The 25,221-nt window shown below is 42.7% G+C and carries 21 protein-coding genes and 1 pseudogene; 18 read left to right on the forward strand and 4 right to left on the reverse strand.

The window, feature by feature from the left end:
• Both HPC67_RS09630 and HPC67_RS09635 read left to right on the forward strand, forming a co-directional pair.
• Positions 1-444, forward strand: a pseudogene (locus tag HPC67_RS09630) (hypothetical protein); the annotation flags it as partial.
• Between the two features lie 87 nt (positions 445-531).
• Complete coding sequence (locus HPC67_RS09635) at positions 532-834, forward strand: hypothetical protein (RefSeq protein ID WP_217587423.1); 303 nt, start codon at positions 532-534, stop codon at positions 832-834.
• 51 nt (positions 835-885) lie between these two features.
• Here HPC67_RS09635 and HPC67_RS09640 read toward each other — a convergent pair whose 3' ends face one another.
• Both HPC67_RS09640 and HPC67_RS09645 read right to left on the reverse strand, forming a co-directional pair.
• Positions 886-1,194, reverse strand: coding sequence for a hypothetical protein (locus HPC67_RS09640; RefSeq protein WP_217587424.1), 309 nt, complete (start codon positions 1,192-1,194; stop codon positions 886-888).
• 9 nt (positions 1,195-1,203) lie between these two features.
• Positions 1,204-1,734: a hypothetical protein gene (locus HPC67_RS09645; RefSeq protein ID WP_217587425.1), complete on the reverse strand. Its 531-nt coding sequence runs from the start codon at positions 1,732-1,734 to the stop codon at positions 1,204-1,206.
• 275 nt (positions 1,735-2,009) lie between these two features.
• On the opposite strand from HPC67_RS09645, the gene HPC67_RS09650 reads away from it, so the two are divergent.
• From HPC67_RS09650 to HPC67_RS09685, 8 genes are all read left to right on the forward strand, one after another.
• Positions 2,010-3,296, forward strand: coding sequence for an adenylosuccinate synthase (locus HPC67_RS09650; RefSeq protein ID WP_217587426.1), 1,287 nt, complete (start codon positions 2,010-2,012; stop codon positions 3,294-3,296).
• Between the two features lie 299 nt (positions 3,297-3,595).
• Positions 3,596-5,107: a peptidoglycan DD-metalloendopeptidase family protein gene (locus HPC67_RS09655; RefSeq protein ID WP_217587428.1), complete on the forward strand. Its 1,512-nt coding sequence runs from the start codon at positions 3,596-3,598 to the stop codon at positions 5,105-5,107.
• Positions 5,108-5,339: 232 nt separating this feature from the next.
• The gene (gene yycF, locus HPC67_RS09660; RefSeq protein ID WP_217587430.1) at positions 5,340-6,038 is read left to right on the forward strand and encodes a response regulator YycF; all 699 of its coding nucleotides are present in this window, start codon (positions 5,340-5,342) and stop codon (positions 6,036-6,038) included.
• Between the two features lie 11 nt (positions 6,039-6,049).
• Positions 6,050-7,882 (forward strand): cell wall metabolism sensor histidine kinase WalK, encoded by a 1,833-nt coding sequence (gene walK, locus HPC67_RS09665; protein WP_217587431.1) that lies wholly within the window; start codon positions 6,050-6,052, stop codon positions 7,880-7,882.
• Positions 7,879-9,195: a YycH family regulatory protein gene (locus tag HPC67_RS09670; protein ID WP_217587432.1), complete on the forward strand. Its 1,317-nt coding sequence runs from the start codon at positions 7,879-7,881 to the stop codon at positions 9,193-9,195. The genes walK and HPC67_RS09670 overlap by 4 nt, the downstream gene beginning before the upstream one ends.
• Position 9,196: 1 nt before the next feature.
• The gene (locus tag HPC67_RS09675) at positions 9,197-10,111 is read left to right on the forward strand and encodes a two-component system regulatory protein YycI (RefSeq protein ID WP_217587433.1); all 915 of its coding nucleotides are present in this window, start codon (positions 9,197-9,199) and stop codon (positions 10,109-10,111) included.
• Between the two features lie 5 nt (positions 10,112-10,116).
• Entirely contained in the window at positions 10,117-10,902 is a 786-nt protein-coding gene (locus tag HPC67_RS09680) for an MBL fold metallo-hydrolase (protein ID WP_217587434.1), read from the forward strand.
• Between the two features lie 359 nt (positions 10,903-11,261).
• Complete coding sequence (locus HPC67_RS09685) at positions 11,262-12,482, forward strand: S1C family serine protease (RefSeq protein WP_217587435.1); 1,221 nt, start codon at positions 11,262-11,264, stop codon at positions 12,480-12,482.
• A gap of 258 nt (positions 12,483-12,740) precedes the next feature.
• Here the strand turns inward: HPC67_RS09685 and HPC67_RS09690 are convergent, their stop codons facing one another.
• A complete protein-coding gene (locus HPC67_RS09690) occupies positions 12,741-13,109 on the reverse strand; it encodes a DoxX family protein (protein ID WP_246569941.1) in 369 nt (122 codons plus the stop codon).
• Positions 13,110-13,478: 369 nt separating this feature from the next.
• Here HPC67_RS09690 and HPC67_RS09695 point away from each other — a divergent pair, with 369 nt between their 5' ends.
• Together HPC67_RS09695 and HPC67_RS09700 are read left to right on the forward strand one after the other, a co-directional pair.
• Positions 13,479-15,194: an ABC transporter ATP-binding protein gene (locus HPC67_RS09695; RefSeq protein ID WP_217587691.1), complete on the forward strand. Its 1,716-nt coding sequence runs from the start codon at positions 13,479-13,481 to the stop codon at positions 15,192-15,194.
• A 232-nt stretch (positions 15,195-15,426) separates the two neighbouring features.
• Entirely contained in the window at positions 15,427-15,828 is a 402-nt protein-coding gene (locus HPC67_RS09700; RefSeq protein WP_217587436.1) for a hypothetical protein, read from the forward strand.
• A gap of 76 nt (positions 15,829-15,904) precedes the next feature.
• Here the strand turns inward: HPC67_RS09700 and HPC67_RS09705 are convergent, their stop codons facing one another.
• The gene (locus tag HPC67_RS09705) at positions 15,905-16,468 is read right to left on the reverse strand and encodes a GNAT family N-acetyltransferase (RefSeq protein ID WP_217587438.1); all 564 of its coding nucleotides are present in this window, start codon (positions 16,466-16,468) and stop codon (positions 15,905-15,907) included.
• 966 nt (positions 16,469-17,434) lie between these two features.
• Here HPC67_RS09705 and HPC67_RS09710 point away from each other — a divergent pair.
• The 6 genes from HPC67_RS09710 (at position 17,435) to HPC67_RS09735 (ending at position 25,180) form a co-directional block, all read left to right on the forward strand.
• Positions 17,435-18,553: a carbohydrate kinase gene (locus HPC67_RS09710; RefSeq protein ID WP_246569942.1), complete on the forward strand. Its 1,119-nt coding sequence runs from the start codon at positions 17,435-17,437 to the stop codon at positions 18,551-18,553.
• Complete coding sequence (locus HPC67_RS09715) at positions 18,554-19,471, forward strand: pseudouridine-5'-phosphate glycosidase (protein WP_217587440.1); 918 nt, start codon at positions 18,554-18,556, stop codon at positions 19,469-19,471.
• Between the two features lie 239 nt (positions 19,472-19,710).
• A complete protein-coding gene (locus HPC67_RS09720; protein ID WP_217587442.1) occupies positions 19,711-20,436 on the forward strand; it encodes a DUF981 family protein in 726 nt (241 codons plus the stop codon).
• A 522-nt stretch (positions 20,437-20,958) separates the two neighbouring features.
• Positions 20,959-22,134 (forward strand): M20 metallopeptidase family protein, encoded by a 1,176-nt coding sequence (locus tag HPC67_RS09725; protein WP_217587443.1) that lies wholly within the window; start codon positions 20,959-20,961, stop codon positions 22,132-22,134.
• A 145-nt stretch (positions 22,135-22,279) separates the two neighbouring features.
• Positions 22,280-23,455 (forward strand): M20 metallopeptidase family protein, encoded by a 1,176-nt coding sequence (locus HPC67_RS09730; RefSeq protein WP_217587444.1) that lies wholly within the window; start codon positions 22,280-22,282, stop codon positions 23,453-23,455.
• Between the two features lie 495 nt (positions 23,456-23,950).
• Positions 23,951-25,180, forward strand: coding sequence for an MFS transporter (locus tag HPC67_RS09735; protein ID WP_217587445.1), 1,230 nt, complete (start codon positions 23,951-23,953; stop codon positions 25,178-25,180).
• Positions 25,181-25,221: the final 41 nt, after the last annotated feature.

Consider the following 25,221-nt stretch of genomic DNA (forward strand, 5'->3'; position numbering starts at 1 on the left):
AATTCAATACCAACGTCATTTGACTTAGAACCCGAATTAATACCCAATGAATACGACACCTCTGGAAACTTAACCCCATTTAAAACTTACAATAGCTCCTACGTATGGAGTCGGTGGAGCCCGCTTGGATATTCGGACTTACTTGGCCCGATTGGAACAGCCTGGACTTTTAAAAAAGTTTCATTTAGTTATTCCTACAAGTATGTAGGGGGCAAACGGAGATTCACATCAATTTCTAATTTAAAATCGTATATAAAAGGACTAAATACAATACAATGGAAGCATAGGGCTGGTCATTATAACTTCAGGACTACGAAAAACTACAGAGATACTGTTAAATTTACTGTTAGAGGACACTACTACTATGGAATTAGCGTTGGTGGTACAATAATTGGAATTAGTACACCTGATGAAACTTGGACAGGAAGCTTACGACTTAAGTAAAAAACTAATTCTGTTTTGTTCCTTATTAAAAAATGCTAATGAGGTAACGACACCAAAGAGTCAACATCGGGTTAGGAGGAGGAAGCTTTGAACAAAAAACACTTGTTTTATAGTTTCTCACTATGCTTTGTGTTGCCATTTCTCATACCAAGTAAAGCTTTTACTGATGGATTGGTTACTTATAAATTCGGCTTCCCTTTTCCATATATCTTTGCGTTGCAACTAGAAACTAAAAGTATGTGGTTGGGCAGTAATCTTTTAAATGGAAACGAGGGTATTTCTATCAATCCCCTTACTTTCATTATAAATGTATTTATTGTTTATTTGGTCATAAAGTTTGTCGCTCGAGTGTATGAAAGAACAAAAAACAAAAGAAAAAAACTTGAATAAATGAAAAAGATACGAAGAATGTCTCTTCGTATCTTTTTGGATTAAAATATATTAAAGCGAACAGGATTGCGAACCGCATTTTAAGCACTGCGGACAATTCTCAACAATTACATGCTCAACGTGGCCACATTCTGAGCATTTCCATTCCTTATTCTCATCCTTGTCTTCTTCGACTTCTTCATCTGAGAGATAAGGAATTTGCACATCTCTGGAACCATCTCTATAAACAGTCATGCCTTTTAGCCCCATTTTATATCCCAGTTCATAAGCTTGTTTGATTTCTCCTACGGTGTAGTCTTTAGGAGCATTAATGGTTTTGCTTATGGAAGAACAAACATGTTTTTGACAGACTGCTTGCATGCTAACGTGTTACTCCGGGCTGAGGTCCATTAATCCAATATGATAAGGTGGAAGTTCTTTATCAGGGTGTTCATCTAAAAATGCTTGCTGCCATTTTTTCATTTTGTCATCAAAGTAATCAGTGGCGTCAATTACTTTATCAAGAAACCTGACACCAATCTCAACCGTATTCTTTATCTTTTGCCAATCAAAATCGTAAATGCCTCCAAGTTCATCTTCTGATGCCAGGTGTTCTTTATCATTGGTGTAAAACATATCCGGGTGCCAGTCAAACATCGTAAGCATCTGTGCCCCTCTGCGATTAGCCTGTTCGACCCAGTTCGTAAGAGAGCTGAACATATTCCCTGTATGAACTGCTCCTGATCTGCGACCTTTAGTTTTACTCAACGGAGCATCTTTGGGACGTAATACAGAAAGAGATAGGCCATTGCCTCCGCCTCTCGCCATAATTTCTGAAACCTTGCCCATCGTATGAAAAATTGCCTGTCTGCTATCAAGTCCTTTTTGTCGAAGGTGCTCCGGCGGCTCGATTGTGCACATTGTGAAACAGTCCTTACATAGAGGGCTGTTTTTTTCTGTTTCCGATAAAAAACCTTCTAATTTCCCCAAACCCAAATGTCTTTAATACGATTTGTGCATTCGGGAATAATGACCCTATACACAAAGACATTTCAACATACAACAGCAAAAACCGAACATTAAACTCAAAAACAACTACAAAGTTCGTAATGACATTGACGAACACCCGTAAAATTGATAAACTAAGTAGTGGATTGAGATAAAAGCATACAATAAATGATTTTTGGAGGTGCATCATGTCCTCAGTAGTAGTAGTAGGAACACAGTGGGGCGATGAAGGAAAAGGAAAGATTACAGACTTTCTTTCAAATCAGGCGGAAGTTGTTGCACGATATCAAGGCGGCAATAACGCAGGTCATACGATTAAATTTGCCGATCAAACATATAAGCTACATTTGATTCCATCAGGGATCTTTTTTAAGGAAAAAAGATGCGTACTTGGAAACGGCATGGTCATTGATCCGAAAGCATTTTTAGAAGAACTTGCCTATTTACACGGACACGGCGTAACAACTGATCAGCTTCATATTAGCAACCGTGCTCATGTGATTTTGCCATATCATATACAGCTCGATATTTTGCAAGAAGAAGAAAAAGGCGTTAATAAAATCGGTACAACGAAAAAAGGAATCGGCCCGGCTTATATGGATAAAGCTGCTCGTATGGGGATTCGCATTGCCGATTTGCTAGATCGTGACGCTTTTCATGCAAAACTGGAACAAAACCTACAAGAGAAAAACCGACTGTTTGAAAAAGTTTATAATGCACCGACGATGGACATTGAAGATATCTTTGAAACGTATTATGAATATGGGCAGCAGCTGAAGCACTATGTGTGCGATACATCTGTTGTTTTGAACGATGCCCTTGATGAAGGACGTCGCGTTTTATTTGAAGGCGCACAAGGCGTCATGCTCGACATCGATCAAGGGACGTATCCGTTCGTAACGTCCTCCAACCCAATTGCGGGTGGGGTAACGATTGGTTCTGGTGTTGGTCCAACGAAAATAGATCATGTTGTTGGCGTTACAAAAGCGTATACGACACGTGTTGGTGACGGTCCATTCCCAACAGAATTAACCGATGAAATAGGACAACGCATTCGAGAAGTTGGCCGTGAATACGGCACAACGACAGGACGTGCGCGTCGTGTTGGTTGGTTTGACAGTGTTGTCGTTCGTCATGCGCGTCGCGTTAGCGGCATTACCGATTTGTCACTTAACTCGTTAGATGTTCTAACCGGCATCGACACGTTGAAAATTTGTGTTGCCTATCGTTACAACGGTGAGATCCTTAAGGACTTCCCAGCAAGTCTTAACGTGCTTGCACAATGTGAGCCAGTTTACGAGGATATGCCAGGCTGGACAGAGGACATTACGGGTGCTCAATCACTTGATGATCTGCCTCCGAACGCGCGTCATTATTTGGAACGGGTATCACAGTTATCAGAAATTCCGCTGTCGATTTTCTCTGTTGGCCCTGACCGTACACAGACGAATGTCGTCCGCAGTGTTTATAGCTAACACACGCAAATTGCATATTATGTAATATACTGTAATATATTTGTAAAGTTAATCGAGGTTATATGCTTGTTTTATGTCGAAAAGGCCGCTCTTTTAAAGGGTGGCCTTTTAATTTTGTAATCTATTGGTAAAAAATGTAAACTATTATACAGTTTGTTTACATTGGCCTGTAAACTCTTCCTTCATTCTATTTCGTGTGATAGATTAGTATTTGGGTAAGCTAGAGAAAAAATAGAGAGAAATAGAGAGACATAGAATACATCATATACAACATTATATAGTTAGGGGGAGGAGCTATCGTGGCCTCACAATATAACGGCATGAGTGCTTGGCAGCGTTCATTAGCCATTGCTAGTATGTTTCTAACCTGTTTTGTCTTGTTATGGAGCATGTCGTCGACAATCGTCCATGCTGACAGCAATTCAGATTTGAAAACCGTTTACCACGTATATGTTGGCGATCAACATATTGGAGCGGTTGATGACAAGGGTGTGGTCGAAACCATTCTCGATGACAAGCTAAGAGCAGCAGAAAAGCAAGCAGAAGAAGATATCACCCTAATTTTAAGTGAACCTGTCACATATGTTGAGGAGAAAACATTTGATCCGCACTATGTTAATGAGACTGTTGCAGATTTTATCAAAACAGATGTAACAGTTGAAGCAGAAGCGGTTGGCGTCAAGGTCGGAGATGAAATTGTTGGTTACTTCAAGGACGAAGAGACAGCTCGTCAGCTCATTCACAACTACCAGATACAATATGTAGATGAATCTGTGCTAGATGACATTAAAGCACTGAAAAAAGCTGAGCAGAAAGACAGTGACGATGTCAGCATCCATCGGCCAACAGTTCCAAAGTTCAATAAAATCGAGGTTGAGGACATTTCCTTAAACCTAGGTGACACTATTATAACAGACGTAATTCTATCAAAAGACGTTTCATATGAAAGCAAAAATGTTCATCCGAAAGAATTGTTAACACTCAAACAAGGCTTGAAAAAGTTAAACAAAGGCACACTTGAAGATCAAGTACATACCGTTCAAGAAGGTGATGTTCTTGGCAGCATTGCTGGACAATATGATTTAACGACAAAAGGTCTTTTAGAATTAAATGAAGATCTTAACGAGGATTCTGTTTTACAAATTGGTCAAGAGCTTAATGTTACAGCATATGCACCATTGATGACTGTTATCGTCAACGAAGAAGAGCTCGTTGAAAAAGACATTGCCCATGAAACAGAATATGTTCAGTCTGATGAGCTGTTCAAAGGTGAAACAGAAGTCAAACAAAACGGTAAAGACGGTAAAAAAGAAATTCATTATGACATTGAAAAACAAAATGGTCAGGTCGTCAATAAAACGATCGTAAAAGAAACGGTTATCGAAGAGTCAGTTAAAGAAATTATTGTTGAAGGAACGAAAGTGATTCCATCCCGAGGTTCAGGAGAATTATCTTGGCCAACAGTTGGTGGTTACATATCCAGCTATATGGGAATGAGATGGGGACGCATGCATAAGGGCATTGATATCGCTCGCCCAAGCAACCGTACCATTAAAGCTGCGGACAATGGTGTTGTCACTTCAGCCGGATATCAAGGCGGCTTCGGGAACAAAATCGTCATCGATCATAATAACGGTATGAAAACCATTTATGCCCATATGTCATCATTAAAGGTTCGTGTAGGACAGGTCGTTCAAAAAGGCCAAAGCATCGGTGTGATGGGATCAACAGGACAATCAACCGGTGTTCACCTACATTTCGAAGTTTATAAAAATGGTGTACTGCAAAATCCAATGAAATATTTGAGATAAAAACAATTAAAGTCGGCTCATTCAGGCATATCCTGTGAGCCGCTTTTTTTATAAATGAAATGAGAAAGCCCCATCCGATGAACTGGATTGGAATTCATGGTAACCCATATACAGGTAAAGACATTTTGTGTAAAGTACGATAGAATGAACTAGAGATATATGTTGTGAACGTAAAGCAAATACTCTATTTAAAGACATCCTATCGCTTATAAAATTATAAGGACGTGAGAGAATGGCTTATAAAATATTAGTTGTCGATGATGAACAGCCGATTGCAGATATTCTGCAATTTAATTTGGAAAAAGAGGGTTATGACGTTATTTGCGCTTATGACGGTGATGAGGCGATTGCATTAGCTGAATCAGAGAAACCCGATTTAATGTTGCTTGATATTATGCTACCAAACAAAGATGGCAATGAAGTGTGTCGTGAGGTTCGCAAGACGCAATCGATGCCAATTATTATGCTGACAGCGAAAGATTCAGAGATTGACAAAGTGCTCGGCCTTGAGCTCGGTGCGGATGATTATGTGACGAAACCGTTCAGTAATCGAGAATTAATTGCGCGCGTAAAAGCGAATTTACGTCGTCAGCAAGCTGCACCTGCAGAAGAAACGACGGAGTCCAAAGATATCGTTGTTGGTAAATTAATTGTTCACCCTGATGCTTATATCGTGACAAGAAATGGTGAGCAAATTGAACTGACACATCGTGAATTTGAGCTCATTCATTACTTAGCACGTCATATCGGACAAGTTATGACACGGGAGCATTTGCTTGAAACTGTATGGGGCTATGATTATTTCGGTGATGTGAGAACTGTCGATGTGACCGTTCGACGTCTTCGCGAAAAAATTGAAGAAAACCCAAGCAATCCAGCTTGGATCATAACCCGTAGAGGTGTTGGATATTATTTACGCAATCCTGAATAGGAGTAAAGCTCATGAATAAAGTCGGTTTTTTTCGATCTGTCCAGCTTAAATTCATCATCGTCTATATATTGTTACTGTTAATTGCCGTCCAGGTGATTAGCACGTATTTTGTTGGACAATTAGAACGCGAGCTTGTGAACAATTTCAGAGGCTCGATAGATGATCGTGTAGACGTCGTAAGCATTTATTTAGAACAAGCCTTTGAAAAGGAACGTCCTGAGGATCAGAGTGGTCCGAGCCTTCAAGAAGAGATTCAAAGTATCGTGAGTGAAGTTGATACTGTTGAAATAACGAGCTTGCAGGTCATTAATAACCAAAGACGGATTCTCGGTACGAACAACTACCTTGAACAGGATATTATTAATAAAAAAACGACAGAGGATATTGTCCATAACGTATTGCGAGATGAGAAAGAGACGCATACGGTTCAACTGGATGGTGAAAATGGCAACAGGGTATTTATTAAAGCGATGCCGATCTGGAACGATGATGATACGGTCGCAGGCGTCATTTATTTGAAGGCTAATATGGAGGGTGTTTATGCACAGCTGCAGCGGATTAATGACATCTTCACGAAAGCCTCTCTTTTGGCGATCACAATTTCGGCTGTCCTCGGTATTATTGTTGCACGCGCGATAACGAAACCGATTAAAGAAATGCGCAGTCAAGCACTTACGATGGCCCAAGGCGATTTTTCTCAAAAGGTTAATGTCTATGGACACGATGAAATCGGCCAGCTGGCAGATACATTTAACGATTTAAATGATCGATTGCGTGATTCGAGGGCAACCACTGAAGAAGAACGACGTAAGTTAAGCTCTGTCTTGTCCAATATGTCTGAAGGGGTCATTGCGACCGATGAAACGGGTGCAGTTACATTAATGAATGATGCAGCCGGTCATTTAATAGAGCGAGATCCTGATGAGGTTATCGGCGCGTTTTTACTAGACGTTCTGAAAATAGAAGACCAGCACCACGATATATCAGAGCTCCATGAAAGCGGCTCTATGGTCATTGATTATAGTGAAGATGATGAGCCGTTTATGATGCGGGCGAATTTTTCGATTGTGTTAGACGAAGATGAAGACGTGACAGGCTTTATTACCGTATTGAGTGACGTGACCGAGCAGGAAAAAATTGAACAAGAGCGGCGTGAGTTTGTATCTAATGTTTCTCATGAGCTGCGGACACCGCTCACGACGATGAAGAGCTATATAGAGGCCCTTACTGATGGTGCTTGGGAAGACAAGCAAATTGCACCTAAGTTCCTTCATGTTACGCAAAATGAAACTGAGCGGATGATTCGTATGGTTACGGATTTACTACAGCTGTCACGTATGGATAGCAAGGAGAATACGCTTCATAAAGAAAAAGTAGACTTCATTAGTTATTTCCATGATGTGATTGACCGGTTTGCTTTGAATGCCGCAGATCATTTCACTTTAAAACGTCAGCTGCCACCGTCACCATTATACGTATGGATTGATAAGGATAAGATGACACAGGTTCTTGATAATATCATTTCTAATGCGATTAAGTATTCGCCAGAGGGTGGGGTAATCCATCTCGTTCTTAAGAAACAGAAACGTTCTGTCACTGTGAGCATTAAGGATGAGGGAATCGGCATTCCACCTGAGAAGCAGGATAAAATATTTGACCGTTTTTACCGTGCAGATCGCGCGAGATCACGGAAGCTTGGTGGTACGGGTCTTGGGCTTGCGATTGCTAAAGAGCTCGTTGACGCCCATCACGGTAAGATATGGGTAGAAAGTAAAGAAGGTAAAGGGACAACGATTCTCTTTACACTTCCGCTCATTAGTCCGAAGCGGAGGGGTGGCGGATGAACCTAGAAACGATTAAATCTATTATTTTAGTAATGCTCGTTGGGATTAGTTTATTGCTGACGTTTAGCTTATGGAGCTACCAGCCTAAAGATGAATTGCTCATTAATAAGCCACTTGTTAGCGAAGAAGATATGGATATAAAGGGAACACAAGAAACGAAGCGGGATATGGTTGAACCAATTGAAATGATTTTTCATAACAACGGTGCCCTTCATGGGTTTAAGGATCCTAATGATCGCCAGCGTATATACAGGGACATGCAGACATGGGTGCTGTATGATTTTAACCTACGCAATACAGCGAGCAATGTTCAGGATGATCAGATGGTAGAAATGATCTTTCGTGAACCGATTCCGATGCGCCTCTTAAATAGTTTGTTTAAATTTAATGAAGAGCCTTATTTACCAGAATGGTCGTTTGAGCGTATTTATATTACTTTTGATGAAAACACATCACATATGAATATACGCTTTGAGTCTACAACGAGTGGACAATACGCCTTAGCGGTCGTTAACAATTCGCGAAAATTTAATCTGTTGTGGGAATATGTCATGACAGACCGAGATATGCAGCCCTATTTAAAGGTCGACGGCATATCAGATCCTATTTACGTGCCTAAAGATCCGATTACGATGTACAACTGGTCGTTAACGACGAATGCGATTAATCCGAATCAGCTCGTTAACGCACTGTTTAATAATCCTTCGGTCGTTAAACATAACGTTTCCGATGATGAAATTATTTATACGGACGGACAGCAAGGCATGCGTGTGGATCAAAATAAACGGAGTATGGACTATTATATTGCCTATGACGTTAACAATTATGAGCTGATGGATCCGGTTGATTTGCTGGAAAGAAGTATTAATAGTGTGAATGAGCATCGCGGTTGGACCGGTGATTATCGCTTCTGGTCATTTTCACGACATGATAATGAGCTGACCTACCGTATGTTCTATGACGGTTATCCAGTCTTTAGTCAGCAAGGCTATTCAATTATTCAACAAACGTGGCGGCAGAATGAGTTGTATCAGTATAAACGTCCGTTATTTAACATTAACAATCAGATCGGTGCGACGAGTATGACATTACCATCTGGAAAAGACGTCATTGCTGCCATCGAAAATCAACAATATGCCAATTACGATATGAACAATATCCGTGACATTCGACCAGGCTACAAGCTGGTTTATAAAGATTCCTCCATGTATATTATGACATTGGAGCCGACCTGGTATATGGAATATGCCGGCGAGTGGGTTGAGATAAAAATGAGCAATGAAGGCTTGTTATCTCTGAAAGGAGGGGATTGAGATGCTGTGGAGACAAATTAAAACGCTGTTTATCTTCAGCTTCCTCATCCTCGACCTTTTTTTACTCATGCAGCTCATAGATAAACAGAAAAACAGTGATCTTGGCATTATGGAAAGTGAGGACACGACGATTGAGCAACAGCTCGAGGATGAGAACATTGACATTAAAGCCTCTCTTAGCCAAGAACAGCTGGAAGAAAATTATATTGCCGTTGACCAAAAAAACTTTGGCGATGCAGAAAAAACGTTGTTAAAAGCGTTAGCAGATCAGTCACATGTCATCATTGATAACAATTTGCTTTTGTCTCAATTAGATAAACCTGTTTCAATTCCAAAGGATAGCACAGCAGAAGACATCAAAGCGATTGCTGGACAATATTTTTTGTACCCTGAACAGTACACGTACTGGAACTGGAATAAAGACAAAAATATTTTGCTGTTTTTCCAAGAAAAAAGTGGTCGACCTGTTTATTACAATCAAAGCGGTCTCGTCATGATTTTTTTAAACGATGATAATGAAGTGACGTACTTTATCCAGACGATTCTCGGTGAGGCAGAAAAAACGGGCTCACAGAAACAGCTCATTAGCCCACTGAACGCGATTGATGAGTTATATAAAGGAAATGAACTGTATCCGAATGATGAAATTACAAAGGTCGATATCGGTTTTCATACGATGGTTCCTTTGCCAAATGGTATTCAGTCATTTGCCCCGTCATGGAAAATCACGGTCAATGACGATAAGCATTTTTTCGTGAACGCCATTGAAGGCCGAATCTTTTTCAGTAATGAATATAAGTTTATTGAGGACACGCTGATGGCGATTCGAAGTAAAATTCAAGCGTCTGGTCTTGATGAAGAGGAAAAAGAGCAGATTTTACCTTTAGTTGAACAAAATTTAGAAACAGCGGAGTGATCGTTATGACGTTACGATTTAGTGTATTGGCCTCGGGAAGTACGGGCAATGCCTTTTATATAGAATCAGACCAAACCAAACTACTCGTTGACGCCGGTTTAAGCGGCAAGAAAATGGACAGGCTGTTCAGCGAGATTCACGTGAATCCATCAGAGCTTTCAGGCATTCTCGTTACCCATGAGCATAGTGATCACATTAAAGGGCTCGGTATCATCGCCCGTAAATATAATTTACCGATTTACGCCAATGAACGGACATGGAACGCAATGGATGGCATGATTGGCAAGCTGACCCCTGATCAGAAGTTCCATTTTGGGGTAGAAGAAGTGAAGACATTTGGCGACATTGATGTAGAATCATTCGGTGTGTCACATGATGCTGCTGATCCAATGTTCTTCACCTTTCATAAGGATGGAAAAAAAGTCGCTCTCGTGACAGACCTCGGCTATGTATCTGATCGCATTAAAAAAACGGTCGAACACGCTGACGCCTATGTATTCGAAGCCAATCACGACGTATCGATGCTCCGAATGGGTCGTTACCCGTGGAGTGTAAAACGCCGTATTCTCGGCGATTCCGGTCACGTATCTAATGAAGACTGTGGCCTCGCCCTCTGTGATATTATCGGAAATGAAACAGAACGTATTTATTTAGCCCATTTAAGTCAAGATAATAACATGAAGGATCTCGCACAGATGTCTGTACAATCTATACTACAAGAACGGGGCATTACAACTGACCTCATCGTAACAGACCCAAACAGCCCAACACCGATCTATGATGTGAGCTGATAGGTGAGTCGGGCGCGGCCAGGCTGTGGCGTGAGGGGCGTGAAATCGGCGGGACTGCGCGAGGAATCGGCGAGATTGCGCTGGTCATCGGCGGGACCGTGTGAGGAATCGGCAGGAGTGCGTGAGAAATCGGCGGAGTTGCGCAGGAAATCGGCGAGATCGCGCTAGGAATCGGCGGAACTGCGTCGGAAATCGGCAGGACCGCGTATCCCACTCGCTAATAGGCCTGTAAGCACGCCTTTTACCCGCAAAATGATTCCGCGCGAAAGACGATCTGTAGTTGTTATTGCTCAAACCGATCATATGATGTAAGTAACGGGTGTCATGTCTGTTGAGATGTTTGAGAGGGTGAGTAGGAAATGGGCTATTATAATGATGATGGATCACATCACGATCGAAGACGACCAGGTCGTGGGCGTTATTTATTTTTATTTGGCATCGTAATTGGTGTCTTACTCGTGATCTTAATTTCGCCATCTATTGGCAACAACATGTTTAATCAGGGTGTATCTGATGATCGTTCGAATGAGCAGGTGGCAGATCAGTCTGATTCAGAGCATGTGCCTGAGAACATCAATCGCGAAATCACGTATGACGTAAACACGAAAATTACTGAGGTTGTGAAGCACGTGTCACCGACAGTTGTTGGCGTCATTAACATCCAACAGCAGGATGGTTTTTGGAATCAGCAGATGGAAGGCAGTGAGGCGGGTACAGGCTCAGGTGTTATTTACAAGCTTGAAGGCGGTACCGCATATATTGTGACGAACCATCATGTGATTGAAGGGGCTGACACGGTCGAAATCGTGCTGTCGGACGAAACACATCTGGAGGCCGCCATTGTGGGCAGTGATTTGTTTTCTGATTTAGCGGTGCTGAAAATGGACAGCGACCTGATTGAACAAGCCATTGCAATCGGTTCATCGGAAAGTGTAAAGGTTGGAGAGCCAGCCATTGCGATCGGTAACCCGCTCGGTATGGCTTTTTCCGGCTCGGTGACACAAGGCGTGATTAGTGGCAAGCAGCGGACGATTCCACAGGACTTTAATATGGACGGGCGTCCCGATTGGCAAGCTGAGGTTATTCAAACGGATGCAGCGATTAACCCAGGGAATAGCGGTGGTGCGCTTATTAACATTGAAGGTCAGCTCATTGGCATCAATTCAATGAAAATTAGCCAATCCAATGTTGAAGGAATTGGTTTCGCCATTCCGATTGACAGTGCCTTGCCAATCATAAAGGAGCTTGAGGAAAAAGGCGACGTGACACGGCCTTACATGGGTGTCGAGCTTTATTCACTTGAAGAAGTGCCCCAAGCCGAATGGCAAACAACGTTAAGACTGCCAACAGATGTGGAAGGCGGTGTTTACATCTGGTCTGTCGAACGCTTATCGCCAGCTGACCAAGCCGGCCTGCAGCAGCTTGATGTCATCGTTGCCCTCGATGATAAACCTGTGACGAACATCATTGAGTTACGTAAAATTCTTTATCAGGAAAAAGAAATTGGTGATGATGTCAAGGTGACGTATTATCGTGACGGAGAGCGGCAGGAAAAGACGATGAAGCTAGGTGTCCAATAATGATTAAATTAAAAAGGCGATGTGACAAATGATTTTGTTACAATCGCCTTTTTTGTATATACATATGTGGATGGTAAAAGGATCAGGAAACACTTTAGTTATACACAGCCTCCTGTGGATATACTGGATAACCCAATATATTGTGTTCACATGTTCAATGAAACACAAAATATCTGCGAACGTTTGTGCATATGTTGATAACTTTGTGGAAAACGTAGGGGCAACATATGATCTTATGGATAATTGGAAATGTTCGCGTCACTTCCGGTGATGCTGAAACAACACTAACAGGAGTATCATCATGACAATATCTAGTCGCGATTCAAACAGAAATGGAAGAAGGCCTTGTGTCAGTAAAACAGGAAGTTTCGTGAAATATAAGGCTGCAATCATAATGAAGATGAGTGGTGCAGCTGCTTGTTTAACATAAAGATGGGCCGCAATAAGCGCACCACATGCAATTTCGATCAGCGCAACAATGAATAATGTTTGTACGGCATAAGGCACGTTCAGACTCATAAAAATTCCTTGAAATTCTTCGACGACCAGCTTCATCATGCCAGACGTAATAAACACAATGGCCACAGCATAACGGTTCCAGCGCATAACAGGCATGTACAGCTTCAAATCATCACCCCCAATGGCTATGGTGATTTTAAAAAATAGGTATGACTCATCATATGCAGGGAGATGGACAAACTTGCCCTGTTTATGAGCTCGAGGTGGTTTTTTTTAGGTGAGAAGACGTCGTATGGATTAGGAAAAAGCGCTTCCTTCAAAGAGGGGGTTGCTGGTAACGGGTAGAATGGCTATTGAGCGGATGAATAACTGCTAAAAGAATAGAATTGCTAATCAGCGTGACGAGCGACTGATAGAGGGACTTGAACACCCGTTTCGAATAAAAGGCATGAACATTGCCACACAAGCCGATTAAAACTATAATCATAGTCAATGATGCCAATCATGACCACTATCAAAGAAGGACGTGCTTTACATATGCTCAAACGCTTTTTCTCTTATTACCGGCCACATCGCCGTTTATTTATCATTGATTTTACGAGTGCAGTAATCGTGGCAATTTTTGAACTGTTTTTCCCGCTTGCGGTGCAGTATTTCATCGACGACCTTATACCGGGCGGAGAATGGAATGTGATCATCACGGTTAGCGTCTTGCTCTTGCTCGTTTACTTGCTTAGTACGGGCCTACAATATGTCGTGACGTATTGGGGGCATAAGCTCGGAACCAATATCGAGACGGACATGCGTGAAGAGCTATTTCAGCACGTGCAGAAGCAGTCGTATCGGTATTTTGATAATACGAAGACCGGTCATGTTATGAGCCGCTTTACGAATGATTTATTTGAGATTGGCGAGCTCGCCCACCATGGACCAGAGGATTTATTTATCGCAGCGATGACTTTTTTCGGGGCGTTTGCCATTATGTTTACGATCAATTTCAAGCTCGCAGTCATCATTTTAATCGCCGCACCCGTGCTAATTTTTCTTATTACGTACAGCAATATTAAAATGAGTAAGGCGTGGCGCAATATGTATCGGGACATTGCTGATGTGAATGCCCGTGTGGAAGATGCAGTTTCAGGTGTGCGCGTCGTACAATCATTCACGAACGAAGCATTTGAAATCAATCGTTTCACAGAAAATAACTATCGCTTCCGTAGCGCTAAGCTCGGCGCATACCGCGTCATGGCGTTCGTAAACTCAAATATTTACATGCTTATGCGACTCGTGACACTTCTTGTCCTTGTCGTTGGTGCTTATTTGAGCTTCCAAGGTGAATTGAGCTATGGTGAATTTGTGTTGTTCGTGTTGTTTGTGAACGTTCTATTTAAGCCTATTGAAAAAATCAGTGCGCTGTTAGAGCTGTATCCGAAAGGGATGGCTGGATTCAAGCGCTTTACGGAAATGATTGATCAAGCGCCAGATGTCAACGACCGCCCGGATGCAAAGGCTGTTGCTCATTTAAGCGGCGATATCCAGTTCCAGAATGTGACCTTTGGCTATGAAAAAACACAAAAGCCTGTTTTAAACGATATTAGTTTTAACGTTAAAGCAGGCGAAACGATTGCATTTGTCGGACCATCCGGTGCTGGTAAAACGACGATTAGCGCACTCATTCCACGCTTTTATGACGTAATGGACGGCAGCATCTCGATTGACGGCATGGATGTCCGCGATATGACGAAGCACTCGTTGCGCAGTCAAATTGGTATCGTCCAACAGGATGTATTTTTGTTTACCGGAACGTTACGGGAAAATATCGCCTATGGCAAGCTTGACGCGACCGACGCAGAAATCGAACATGCCGCACGTCAAGCCCATATGGAAGCCTTTATTAACGAGCTACCTGATGGATATGAGACACAAGTCGGGGAGCGCGGCCTTAAGCTCTCAGGTGGTCAAAAGCAGCGGATCGCGATTGCCCGGATGTTTTTGAAAAACCCACCGATCCTCATTCTTGATGAAGCAACATCGGCTTTAGATACAGAAACAGAAATGATTATTCAGAAGGCGCTAAACGAACTCGCCAAAGACCGGACAACACTCATCATCGCTCACAGACTGGCGACGATCAAAAACGCCGACCGAATTATGGTCGTCACAAAGGATGGCATCGAGGAAGAAGGCAGCCACGAACAGCTCCTAACACGCAATGGCATCTTCGCCCAGCTGCATCGTATTCAGATGCAGTAGTGGCGGTGGGCGTTTGAGTTGTAAGCTAATTCATGTTAAGCCAGTAGTGTTATCACCAAGTGGACAAGAATCACCTATACAAAAATAAATGCGTCATCCACAGACTATCCACAGATTTTTGTGCATAACCTGTGGATGAGTATTTTTTGTATAACTAAAAGGTGATTCTCAGCAAATTCTCAGAACAATCGTCTATACTAGAAATAGACATCAAGAGAAGGAGACATTTGAGATGAAACAATTGATCATTGCAGTACTATTGCTTATTGTTATGACGCTGACCGCTTGTCAATCAGGAGAAACTGAAGGAGAATCGACCAACAATAACGATACCCTAGGCGAAACAAATGAGGCGGTTGATGATGCTGACGATGAAGCCGATCAAGAGACGAATGACGGTGAAGCAGAGGGGTTAGCAATTGAAGAAATGCCTGAATATGAAACGATTACGGCTCATATCGACCTTACTGGACTCAAGGCAAAAACAGTAGAGGACAACCCGTCAAAACGCATCATTATTTTCCAAAATGAGGCAGGGGCAGACACATACAAAACCATTTATATTAAAGATACAAATCGCCTAAAGCTCATCGAACTAGATGGCGGAGAGCTCTATAACGGTATCATAGACTAATCAAAGCTGCGCACGTCCTAATACAGGACGTGCGCAGCGGTGTTTTGGCGGAATCTGCACAGTTTTCGCGTGCCTGTCACTCCCCGAAGTTTGTCACATCTTGTCGCCATTCAGACGCTAGAATGCCGTAAATGACATGGTCGACGTAATGATCATAGAGCCATTCAGCATCACGAATCGTTCCTTCTTCTGTAAAACCGAGCCGCTCTGGAATAGCACGACTCTTGTGGTTGGCCACGGCTGCTCGAATTTCAACCCGATTAAAGTCCAGATCATTAAAAGCATAATCAATTAGCTTTTCCACAACCCTCGTCATAATACCCTGCCCTTGATACTGGACGCCAATCCAATAACCAATTTTAGCAATCCGATGTTGCGCATCAAGTTCGTTAAATCCAGTCACACCTGCAAGCTCACCTCGGTAAAAAATCCCTGCCGTAAGTCCCTTTTGATTGTTATATTGCTCGAAGCTCTGTTGAATAAATGCATCATACTGCTCAGGCCCGGTAATATAATCAACCCACGGCAACCATTCACGCAAATAATCCCGTGACTGATCAACAAGATTGTATATCGCCTCAGCCTCTGACATTTGAAACATTCGTACGACAATATCATCATCGACACGCACATTGAACAACCCGATCCCTCCAAACCATATGTATAAATAAACATATTATAAAGCAATCAACCAGGCGTCGCAACCACAATCGTCCCCAGCTAAGTAGGATAAGCGCAACGCCTCTTGCGTAACTAAGAATCCCCAGCTGAGCCGCATATATTGTAATTGCGCCGTATAAATTAAGAATCAACCGCATATCTATTGAAAACGCCGCATAAAGCCCAATTGCGCCGTATATATAAAAATTCAGCCGCATAACGACTAAAACGCACGCATATCCGGTGACCCGGCCGCATAAGCGCAACGCCTCTTGCATAACTAGGAATCTCCAGCTGAGCCGCATATATTGTAATTGCGCCGTATAAATTAAGAATCAACCGCATATCTAGTCAATGCGCCGCATATACCACAATCGAGCCGTATATATAAAATTTCAGCCGCATATCGGTCAATCCACACGCATAAACATCGATCGGGCCGCATATCTGCACCCTCGCCCCCCACGATTCCAAGAGCTACATATCCGTCACACCACTTCACAGAGCAAAAGGTAAGTCACCAACCATTGACCACTTCCCACTCAATCTCATTTGAATAACGACCCAGCAAAGGCGCAACCCCCACAAAAAAAGCTCAAGCAGCCGAACATGCATCGACTGCTTGAGCTTATATATCATATGGGGGAGATTTGTAATAATAGTATTACCTCTGCAAAACATATATAAACATGAATTTGAAAAAAAGTTTTGTGCCGCGTCCAACACATTCTAATTTTTGTAAGATTTCATCGTCCGTATTGACTGCGCTTAACACGTACCATCGTTTTGCGCGTCCCGAGCACAGCCCACATTTTCTCAATTTCCGTCGTCATCATATTCTCTCTACCAGACACACAGATAACACTTGACGCCGTATGAATCACCTTGTACAATTTAAACATAAGTTAAAAAACTAAACAAAAGTTTACAAAAGGGTCGTGATGACATGTATCATAAACAATGGCACGCGATGAACGCGAATGAACAACATATTTATGAACTGATCAAAGAGGACCCGTACATTTCCCAGCAGACGCTTGCCGATAAGCTCGGCCGCTCACGCCCAGCCGTCGCCAACCTGATTTCAGGTATGGTGAAAAAAGGCTATATTAAAGGGAAAGCGTACGTCCTAAATGAACCACAACAAATGATTTGTATTGGTGGTGCCAATATCGATCGCAAATTTTACAGCAAAGCAGCGCTGCAACAAGGCACATCAAATCCGATTCGTTCAACGCAAAATGCTGGTGGGGTGGCCCGAAATATTGCTGAAAACCTCGGCCGACTTGGTTTGGACGTATCACTCTTAACCGCGAGTGGACAGGATTCCGATTGGACGTTGATCGAAGAAGCGTCGGCACCATACATGAGCCTGGCCCATGTCGCTCAGCTGCCCGACGTGTCGACAGGTGCTTACACAGCCGTTCTCGACGACGATGGCGAAATGGCAATCGCATTTGCCGATATGGACGTTTACGAGCAATTGACACCGGAATGGCTTCATAATCACATGATGCTCATCACCCACGCATCATGCATCATGGCGGATTTGAACTGTCCAAAGGATACACTTGAACTGTTAACACAGACAGCCCGCACGCATCATGTGCCGCTCGTGCTCGTGACCGTATCCGCACCGAAAATGGACCGATTACCGTCGGACCTCACAGGTGTCACATGGCTCATTACAAATCGCGACGAATCTGAAGCGTATTTTAATGAAACGATCACGTCCCATGAATCATGGGAGCGGGTCGTCAACAAATGGCTCGCCACCGGCATCGAGCATGTTGTCGTCACAAACGGATCAAAGGGTGCAATGTTTGCCAGTCAAAAAGAGGGCATCCAGCACATCCCGGCAGCCAATCCCGAAACAATCGTTGATGTCACCGGATCAGGTGACGCCTTTTCCGCAGCGTTGATTCATGCATGGCTCAAAGGCCTACCCCTGCAGCAGATCGGCAGGGCCGGCATCATCAACGCCACAAAAACATTGCAGTCACCACATACCGTTAGACAAGATTTAACAGAAACGCAATTACAAAAAGACATGGAGGCATTTTAAATGAATCAATATCTCTCATTATCCCAAGAAGTGAAAGACTCACAGGCCGCTGGCAAACCAATCGTAGCACTCGAATCAACCATCATCTCACACGGCATGCCTTATCCGCAAAACGTCGAGACCGCTCGCGCCGTTGAACAGCTCATCCGTGATGAAGGTGCCGTTCCTGCGACAATCGCACTTATGGATGGCAAAATTAAAATCGGCCTTTCCGACGAAGAGCTGGAGGCCCTTGGCAACAGCACGGACGTCGCTAAAGCATCTCGCCGTGATCTGCCATACCTTTTAGCTACTAAAAAGACTGGTGCAACAACCGTCGCAGCGACGATGATCTGTGCCAGCCTCGCCGACATTAAAGTATTCGCCACTGGCGGCATCGGTGGTGTCCATCGCGGCGCAGAAACGACGATGGATATTTCCGCTGACCTTGAAGAACTCGCTCAGACAAATGTGGCTGTCGTATGTGCCGGCGCCAAGTCGATTCTCGATCTCGGACTGACATTGGAATACTTGGAAACAAAAGGCGTTCCCGTCATCGGCTATCAAACAGACGTACTTCCAGCCTTTTACACGAGAACGAGCCCATTCCCAGTCAACTTCCAAGCTGACGACATCGCTACGATCGCTGGCACGCTAAAAGCAAAAGCCGATCTCAATATGACAGGCGGCGCCGTGATCGCTAACCCGATCCCAGAAGCACACGCCATGCCTGAAGCCGACATTACAGCGGTCATTCATACCGCCTTACAGGAAGCCCAAGCGAACAACGTGACAGGCAAGGACGTCACACCATTCCTATTGGCAAAAGTGAAAGAACTAACTGACGGCAAAAGCCTTGAAGCAAACATCGCCCTCGTCAAAAACAATGCCATCGTCGGCGCCCAGCTTGCTGTACAGCTTAATGCCATGAACGGATAATAAGAAAGCAGTAAAGGAAGATACAATGCCTATTCGGTGTTGTATCTTTTTTTATGCGCCAAACAAAGCCATTTTCTATAATCTACTGGGTACTAGAAACATGTCAAAGTTTGTTCACATTCGACAATAGACACGCATTTTTGACAAATTTTTCATATCTATGAGCAGACTGACCTAAGACAAAGACACTGTTGTGATATATTCAAATTGTAGAAATATATTAGGGGGAGGCATTTTATATGATTATTGATTGGTCCGTTACACAGGTCTACAACACGATTATGGCCGTAGCGACTGGTGTTGGTTTGTTGTTAATCTTACGCTTCGGCAAACATCTCATGAACGAAAAAGTAGGGCAGCTAGAAGGGTGGGCCATTGGATTTGCGATTCCTGGCTTTATCCTCACACTAACCGGTGCTCATATGACGCTGACATGGCCATTGTCAAAAATGGGCTTCGCGTTTGATGACATTATTTTCGGAGAGCCATCACTTGCATTTGGTGTGATGCTACTTGCTGCCGCCGTGCTCCTTTGGAGAAAAGCAAATCTATACATGAAACAAGATATTAATATGAAGAATACAAAGGTTGTTTCAGGACTGTTAAAAGAAGAGCTGCCGATTTTATTAAAACCATTATCATATTTTGCAGCTGCGATGGGGCTTGGACTTATATCTATTTCTTTTGCTGGTGTCGGGTATCAACTATTCGTAGCGCCACCTGAAGAACCTATTTCCGGTTGGTTTCATGAATATCCAATGGTAGAAGCGGTCTTTATGTCTGGTCTTATTGCGATTACAGGCATCGGAGCCACGCTATTCCCATTTATGCTTAAAGACAATCCGAATCCAAACGTAGTAAAGACAATCACACTCTGCTGGAAAGTGGCCGGTATTATCTTCGTGTTATTTGGTGCCATGAACTACTTTACACACATCGGCTTAATTGTTAATACAATGGGCTAGTTATAAAACCCATTATAAGTGCTCGTTTACAGCTGCCTTTTTAATACAAGGGCAGCTTTTTTGTATCTCATTAATGATATCTCCCCTTAAACAACCATTCTATAAATCACGGTCAAAGCCACACCCCTCCAAAAATCGCATAGTGAAAAATTCCTTTTAAAATCTTAAACAACTATACATGGACATTTTACACATGCCATATACTATGCCTTTCAAAATATGTTCATATTTAACACTTAAAAACTATTTAAAGTTTTTAAGTTTCCTGTTATGATGAATACATGGAGAAGAAACTTATAAAACTGGCCAAGTAAAAGAGTTCGCTTCCCCTGATTTATGTAACATGTTTTTGTTATGTTTCATTTTAAATGTTTCCGATCCATGTTTTTTTCGGTTCTAGTTTTATTGTTTTATATCATGGTTCATGATCGATATTTCACAATTCATGATTCATGTCCAACGTTCCGAGATCAATCACAAATCATTATTTCACAAACTACATCTTAATTTGGAGGGAAGCGCATGACAAACGTAAATTGGCAAGATTTAATTCCTAAAGAAAAGATTGTTGAGTGGAGAAGACACTTACATCAAAATCCAGAACTATCATTTAAAGAATATAATACGTCACAATTTATTTACGATACATTGGCAACATTTCCGGGGCTTGAGTTAACACGTCCGACGGAAACGAGTGTTGTTGCAATCTTGAAAGGCGGCGCAGGAGAAGGGAAGACGATCGCACTCCGCGCTGATATGGATGCTTTACCGATCCAAGAAGAAGCGGATGTTGATTTCCCATCACTTAACGAAGGCGTTATGCATGCGTGTGGTCACGATGCTCACGTATCTATGCTTCTCGGTGCTGCGCAAGTGCTGTCAGGTATGAAGGATGACCTTGCTGGAACTGTGAAGTTTATTTTCCAGCATGCTGAAGAGCTCGTTCCTGGTGGTGCACAGGAAATCGTTGATGCCGGCGTTTTAGAAGGTGTCGATGAGATTTACGGCATTCATATTTTCCCGACATTCAAAAAAGGGACGATCGGCATTGTTGATGGTGCCGCTACAATTGCAGCGGACGGCTTCTATCTCAAAATCCAAGGTAAAGGCTCACACGCGTCAACACCAGAGCTTGCGATTGATCCCATTATTGTTGGTAGTGAGCTTGTTCAAGCACTTCAAACCGTTCGATCACGGAGCGTGAAATCAAGTGAAAATGCGGTCATTAGTGTTGGGGAGTTCATTAGTGGACAAGCGCCTAATATTATTGCAGATACAGCGAAGCTAAGCTGTTCAATTCGTTCCTTTAGTGAGGAAACACGTGACTTAATCGAGCAACGTGTGAAAACCATCATTGAGCATGTGACCAAAGCACATGGCGCAACGTATGAGCTCAATTATATTCGTGGCTATTCACCGGTCATTAACAGTCATGACCAAGCTGTCCAAGCAAAAGAATCAGCGACAAAAGTTCTGGGCGATGCACTTGTGTACGATGCAGAAACATTAATGGGCAGCGAAGACTTCTCTGCTTATACAAAAGTCGTTCCAGGCTGCTTTATGTTTTTAGGCGCTGGAACAGAAGAAGATGGCTGTGGCTATTTTAACCACCATCCAAAATTCAATATCGTTGAGGACTCTATGTTCAATGGTACAAAAGTAGAGGTTCAGCTCATTCTTGACCTGCTCGGAAAATAATTGAGCCATTAACCGTAAACACTAATATATGATCGTCAGCCTGTAACATCTCCTAACTTCGTCGCCGAGCCGAACTCGGTGACATGACTGACCATAAATAGAAGCTTTAACAATAACAGCCCAATCACAATCTGGAGGGACCAACATGACAACCAACTGGCACGATTTAATTCCAGAAGACAACATTATCGAGTGGAGAAGACATTTGCACCAAAATCCTGAGCTGTCATTCAAAGAGTACAACACATCTCAATTCATCTATGACACACTCGCAGAATTTCCTAACTTAGAATTAACACGTCCAACTGAAACAAGTGTCGTTGCCATTCTAAAAGGGGGCGCCGGAGAAGGGAAAACAATCGCACTCCGCGCCGATATGGACGCCTTACCAATTGAAGAAGAAACAGATGTTGCATTCAAGTCAAAAAACCAAGGTGTTATGCATGCGTGCGGTCATGACACACATGTCGCGATGCTGCTCGGTGCAGCCCAAGTGCTCTCAGGCATGAAAGAGGACCTCGCCGGAACAGTGAAATTCATCTTCCAGCATGCTGAAGAACAAGTCCCTGGTGGCGCACAAGAAATCGTCGATGCCGGCGTCCTTAAAGATGTAGACGAAATATATGGCATTCACATTTTACCAACCTTTAAAAAAGGCTCAATGGGCATTGTTGACGGTCCTGCTACAATCGCAGCAGACGGCTTCTACCTTAAAATCCAAGGTAAAGGCTCACACGCTTCAACACCAGAGCTCGCAATCGATCCGATTATCGTTGGAAGTGAGCTCGTCCAAGCATTACAAACCGTGCGCTCTCGTAGCGTGAAGTCAAGTGAAAATGCAATCTTAAGTGTCGGGGAATTTATTAGTGGACAAGCCCCAAATATCATCCCAGATACGGCAAAGCTTAGCTGCTCGATTCGTTCGTTCAGTGAGGAAACACGTGATTTAATTGAAACACGCGTCAAAGACATTATTGAGCACGTAACAAAAGCCCATGGTGCATCCTATGAGCTCGATTATATTCGCGGCTATTCACCAGTCATTAATGATCACGACTTAGCTGTCAAAGCGAAGCAAGCGGCAATTAATGCGCTCGGAGAAGACTTGGTGTATGACGCAAACACATTAATGGCAAGTGAAGACTTCTCTGCTTATACAAAAGTCGTCCCTGGCTGCTTTATGTTTTTAGGCGCAGGCACAGAAGAGGATGGCATCAAATACTTTAACCACAATCCGAAATTCGACGTTGTTGAAGAATCGATGTTTAACGGCACAAAAGTCGAAGTCCAAGTGATCCTCGACTTACTCGGCAAAAAATAAATAAGCACCATTCACACAATCATGTGATCGGCAACCAGCTCGTTTTAATGTAAAAAGCAGTTGGTTGCCCCTTTTTTATGCAAGCACGTTTACAACACAACGATTGCATTAATTGCCAAAGCCATCAGTCGTATATAACGGCCTTATGGTCGTACAATAAAACGGACTAAACACCACATCATGAGACGAAGACCACAAAAAGGAAACAACATTATATCCTTCAAAATATATACACATTTAACACTAAAAAACTATTGTTAGTTTTATGGTTTCCTGTTATTCTTTATTCATGGAGAAGAACATTTTTTACTTGGCCAAGTATATGTATGAGTTTTCCCCATTCCGAATAAAAACGATGTGTACAGAACATCAAGCATGAAGCCATATTCACGCAGATCAAGTTCAAGCACGCTTGACGACGTAATAATGGAGCCTTGCATCATCTTAAATTATAACCATCACGAAAAAAATCGTTTAGGGACGGTGAAATAACCAATGGCACAAAATAAAAAGTTCTTCTACGGTTGGTGGATCGTTATCGCATGCTTCGTTTCAATGACGACGTTATTCACACCAATTGTAAACTTAATATCATTATTTACAGACCCTGTATCTCAAGACCTCGGCGTTACAAGAGCTGAGTTTAACCTATACTTTACAATCGTAACCGTTGCATCAATGATTGCCAGCCCGTTTGCTGGACGTCTCATGAAAAAATTCGATATTAGACTTTATCTAACGTTCTTTACGATCCTTGGAGCAGCATCTTATGTCGGCTTTTCATTCTCGACGAACATCATTATGTTCTACGTCTTTGCAGCCCTACAAGGAATCGCGTTAATCGCTGGCTCAATCATTCCAGCTTCAGTTTTAATTACAAACTGGTTTAACGAAAAACGCGGCCTCAGCTTAGGGATTGCTTTATCTGGTAGTGGTTTCGGTGGGATCTTCCTAAGCCCGATCGTCAACTCGCTGCTCACACAATTCGGCTGGAGAACAACGTATTTAATTATCGCAGGTATCATCTTAGTAACGATTCTTCCATTCACCATCTTTGTCGTTCGTTTCAGACCTGCAGATATGGGCTTAACCCCATTAGGAGAAGCACCAGTTAAAGATCCTAAAGAAGCAAAAGAACTTAAAGGCTTAACCCAGTCACAAGCACTTAAAACACCATCATTCTGGCTCATGGCATTGGCAATTATCGTTACAGGTATCGTTGCGAACACAATGATCATCAACTTGACCCCTTACTTGACAGATATCGGTGCGACAACACAGCGTGCAGCCTTCTTGCTTGCATTCGGTTCAGCAACCGTATTAGTTGGTAAATTAGTCGTCGGTCGTTTGTTCGATAAAGTCAACCTGGTCACAGCCTTAGTGATCCTAAGTGTCTGTAACGTACTCAGCTTCGTTTCTTTATTAGGAGCAGACAAATTAATCCCAGGCTTACTTTATGCTACATTTACCGGATTCGGTGCAACAGCATTAACCATCGCACCATCATATGTAACAGCTAAGATCTTCGGTGAAAAAGACTTCAGCTCCATCTTTGGCGTTGTATCCATCTTTTCATCTCTAGGTACAGCTCTTGCAGCCGTTGTATCAGGTATTTTGTACAGCATAAACAACTCATACACTCTAGTGCTATACACACTTATGGTATTAGCAGCGGTAAGCTTCATCCTTTATACGTTAGCTGTTAAAACAAAACCAAAATATTAATGCAGCATAAAAGGACAACTTCAGCTTAAATTTGCCATTGA

It is taken from the genome of Lentibacillus saliphilus, from assembly GCF_019093865.1.
Lineage (GTDB): Bacteria > Bacillota > Bacilli > Bacillales > Amphibacillaceae > Lentibacillus_B > Lentibacillus_B saliphilus.

Bases quoted from the DNA above. Each gene is read 5' to 3' on its own strand.
- HPC67_RS09640 (WP_217587424.1), bottom strand. From the start codon at position 1,194: ATGCAAGCAGTCTGTCAAAAACATGTTTGTTCTTCCATAAGCAAAACC.
- HPC67_RS09645 (WP_217587425.1), bottom strand. From the start codon at position 1,734: ATGTGCACAATCGAGCCGCCGGAGCACCTTCGACAAAAAGGACTTGAT.
- HPC67_RS09650 (WP_217587426.1), top strand. From the start codon at position 2,010: ATGTCCTCAGTAGTAGTAGTAGGAACACAGTGGGGCGATGAAGGAAAA.
- yycF (WP_217587430.1), top strand. From the start codon at position 5,340: ATGGCTTATAAAATATTAGTTGTCGATGATGAACAGCCGATTGCAGAT.
- walK (WP_217587431.1), top strand. From the start codon at position 6,050: ATGAATAAAGTCGGTTTTTTTCGATCTGTCCAGCTTAAATTCATCATC.
- HPC67_RS09670 (WP_217587432.1), top strand. From the start codon at position 7,879: ATGAACCTAGAAACGATTAAATCTATTATTTTAGTAATGCTCGTTGGG.
- HPC67_RS09675 (WP_217587433.1), top strand. From the start codon at position 9,197: ATGCTGTGGAGACAAATTAAAACGCTGTTTATCTTCAGCTTCCTCATC.
- HPC67_RS09680 (WP_217587434.1), top strand. From the start codon at position 10,117: ATGACGTTACGATTTAGTGTATTGGCCTCGGGAAGTACGGGCAATGCC.
- HPC67_RS09685 (WP_217587435.1), top strand. From the start codon at position 11,262: ATGGGCTATTATAATGATGATGGATCACATCACGATCGAAGACGACCA.
- HPC67_RS09695 (WP_217587691.1), top strand. From the start codon at position 13,479: ATGCTCAAACGCTTTTTCTCTTATTACCGGCCACATCGCCGTTTATTT.
- HPC67_RS09700 (WP_217587436.1), top strand. From the start codon at position 15,427: ATGAAACAATTGATCATTGCAGTACTATTGCTTATTGTTATGACGCTG.
- HPC67_RS09710 (WP_246569942.1), top strand. From the start codon at position 17,435: ATGTATCATAAACAATGGCACGCGATGAACGCGAATGAACAACATATT.
- HPC67_RS09715 (WP_217587440.1), top strand. From the start codon at position 18,554: ATGAATCAATATCTCTCATTATCCCAAGAAGTGAAAGACTCACAGGCC.
- HPC67_RS09720 (WP_217587442.1), top strand. From the start codon at position 19,711: ATGATTATTGATTGGTCCGTTACACAGGTCTACAACACGATTATGGCC.
- HPC67_RS09725 (WP_217587443.1), top strand. From the start codon at position 20,959: ATGACAAACGTAAATTGGCAAGATTTAATTCCTAAAGAAAAGATTGTT.
- HPC67_RS09730 (WP_217587444.1), top strand. From the start codon at position 22,280: ATGACAACCAACTGGCACGATTTAATTCCAGAAGACAACATTATCGAG.
- HPC67_RS09735 (WP_217587445.1), top strand. From the start codon at position 23,951: ATGGCACAAAATAAAAAGTTCTTCTACGGTTGGTGGATCGTTATCGCA.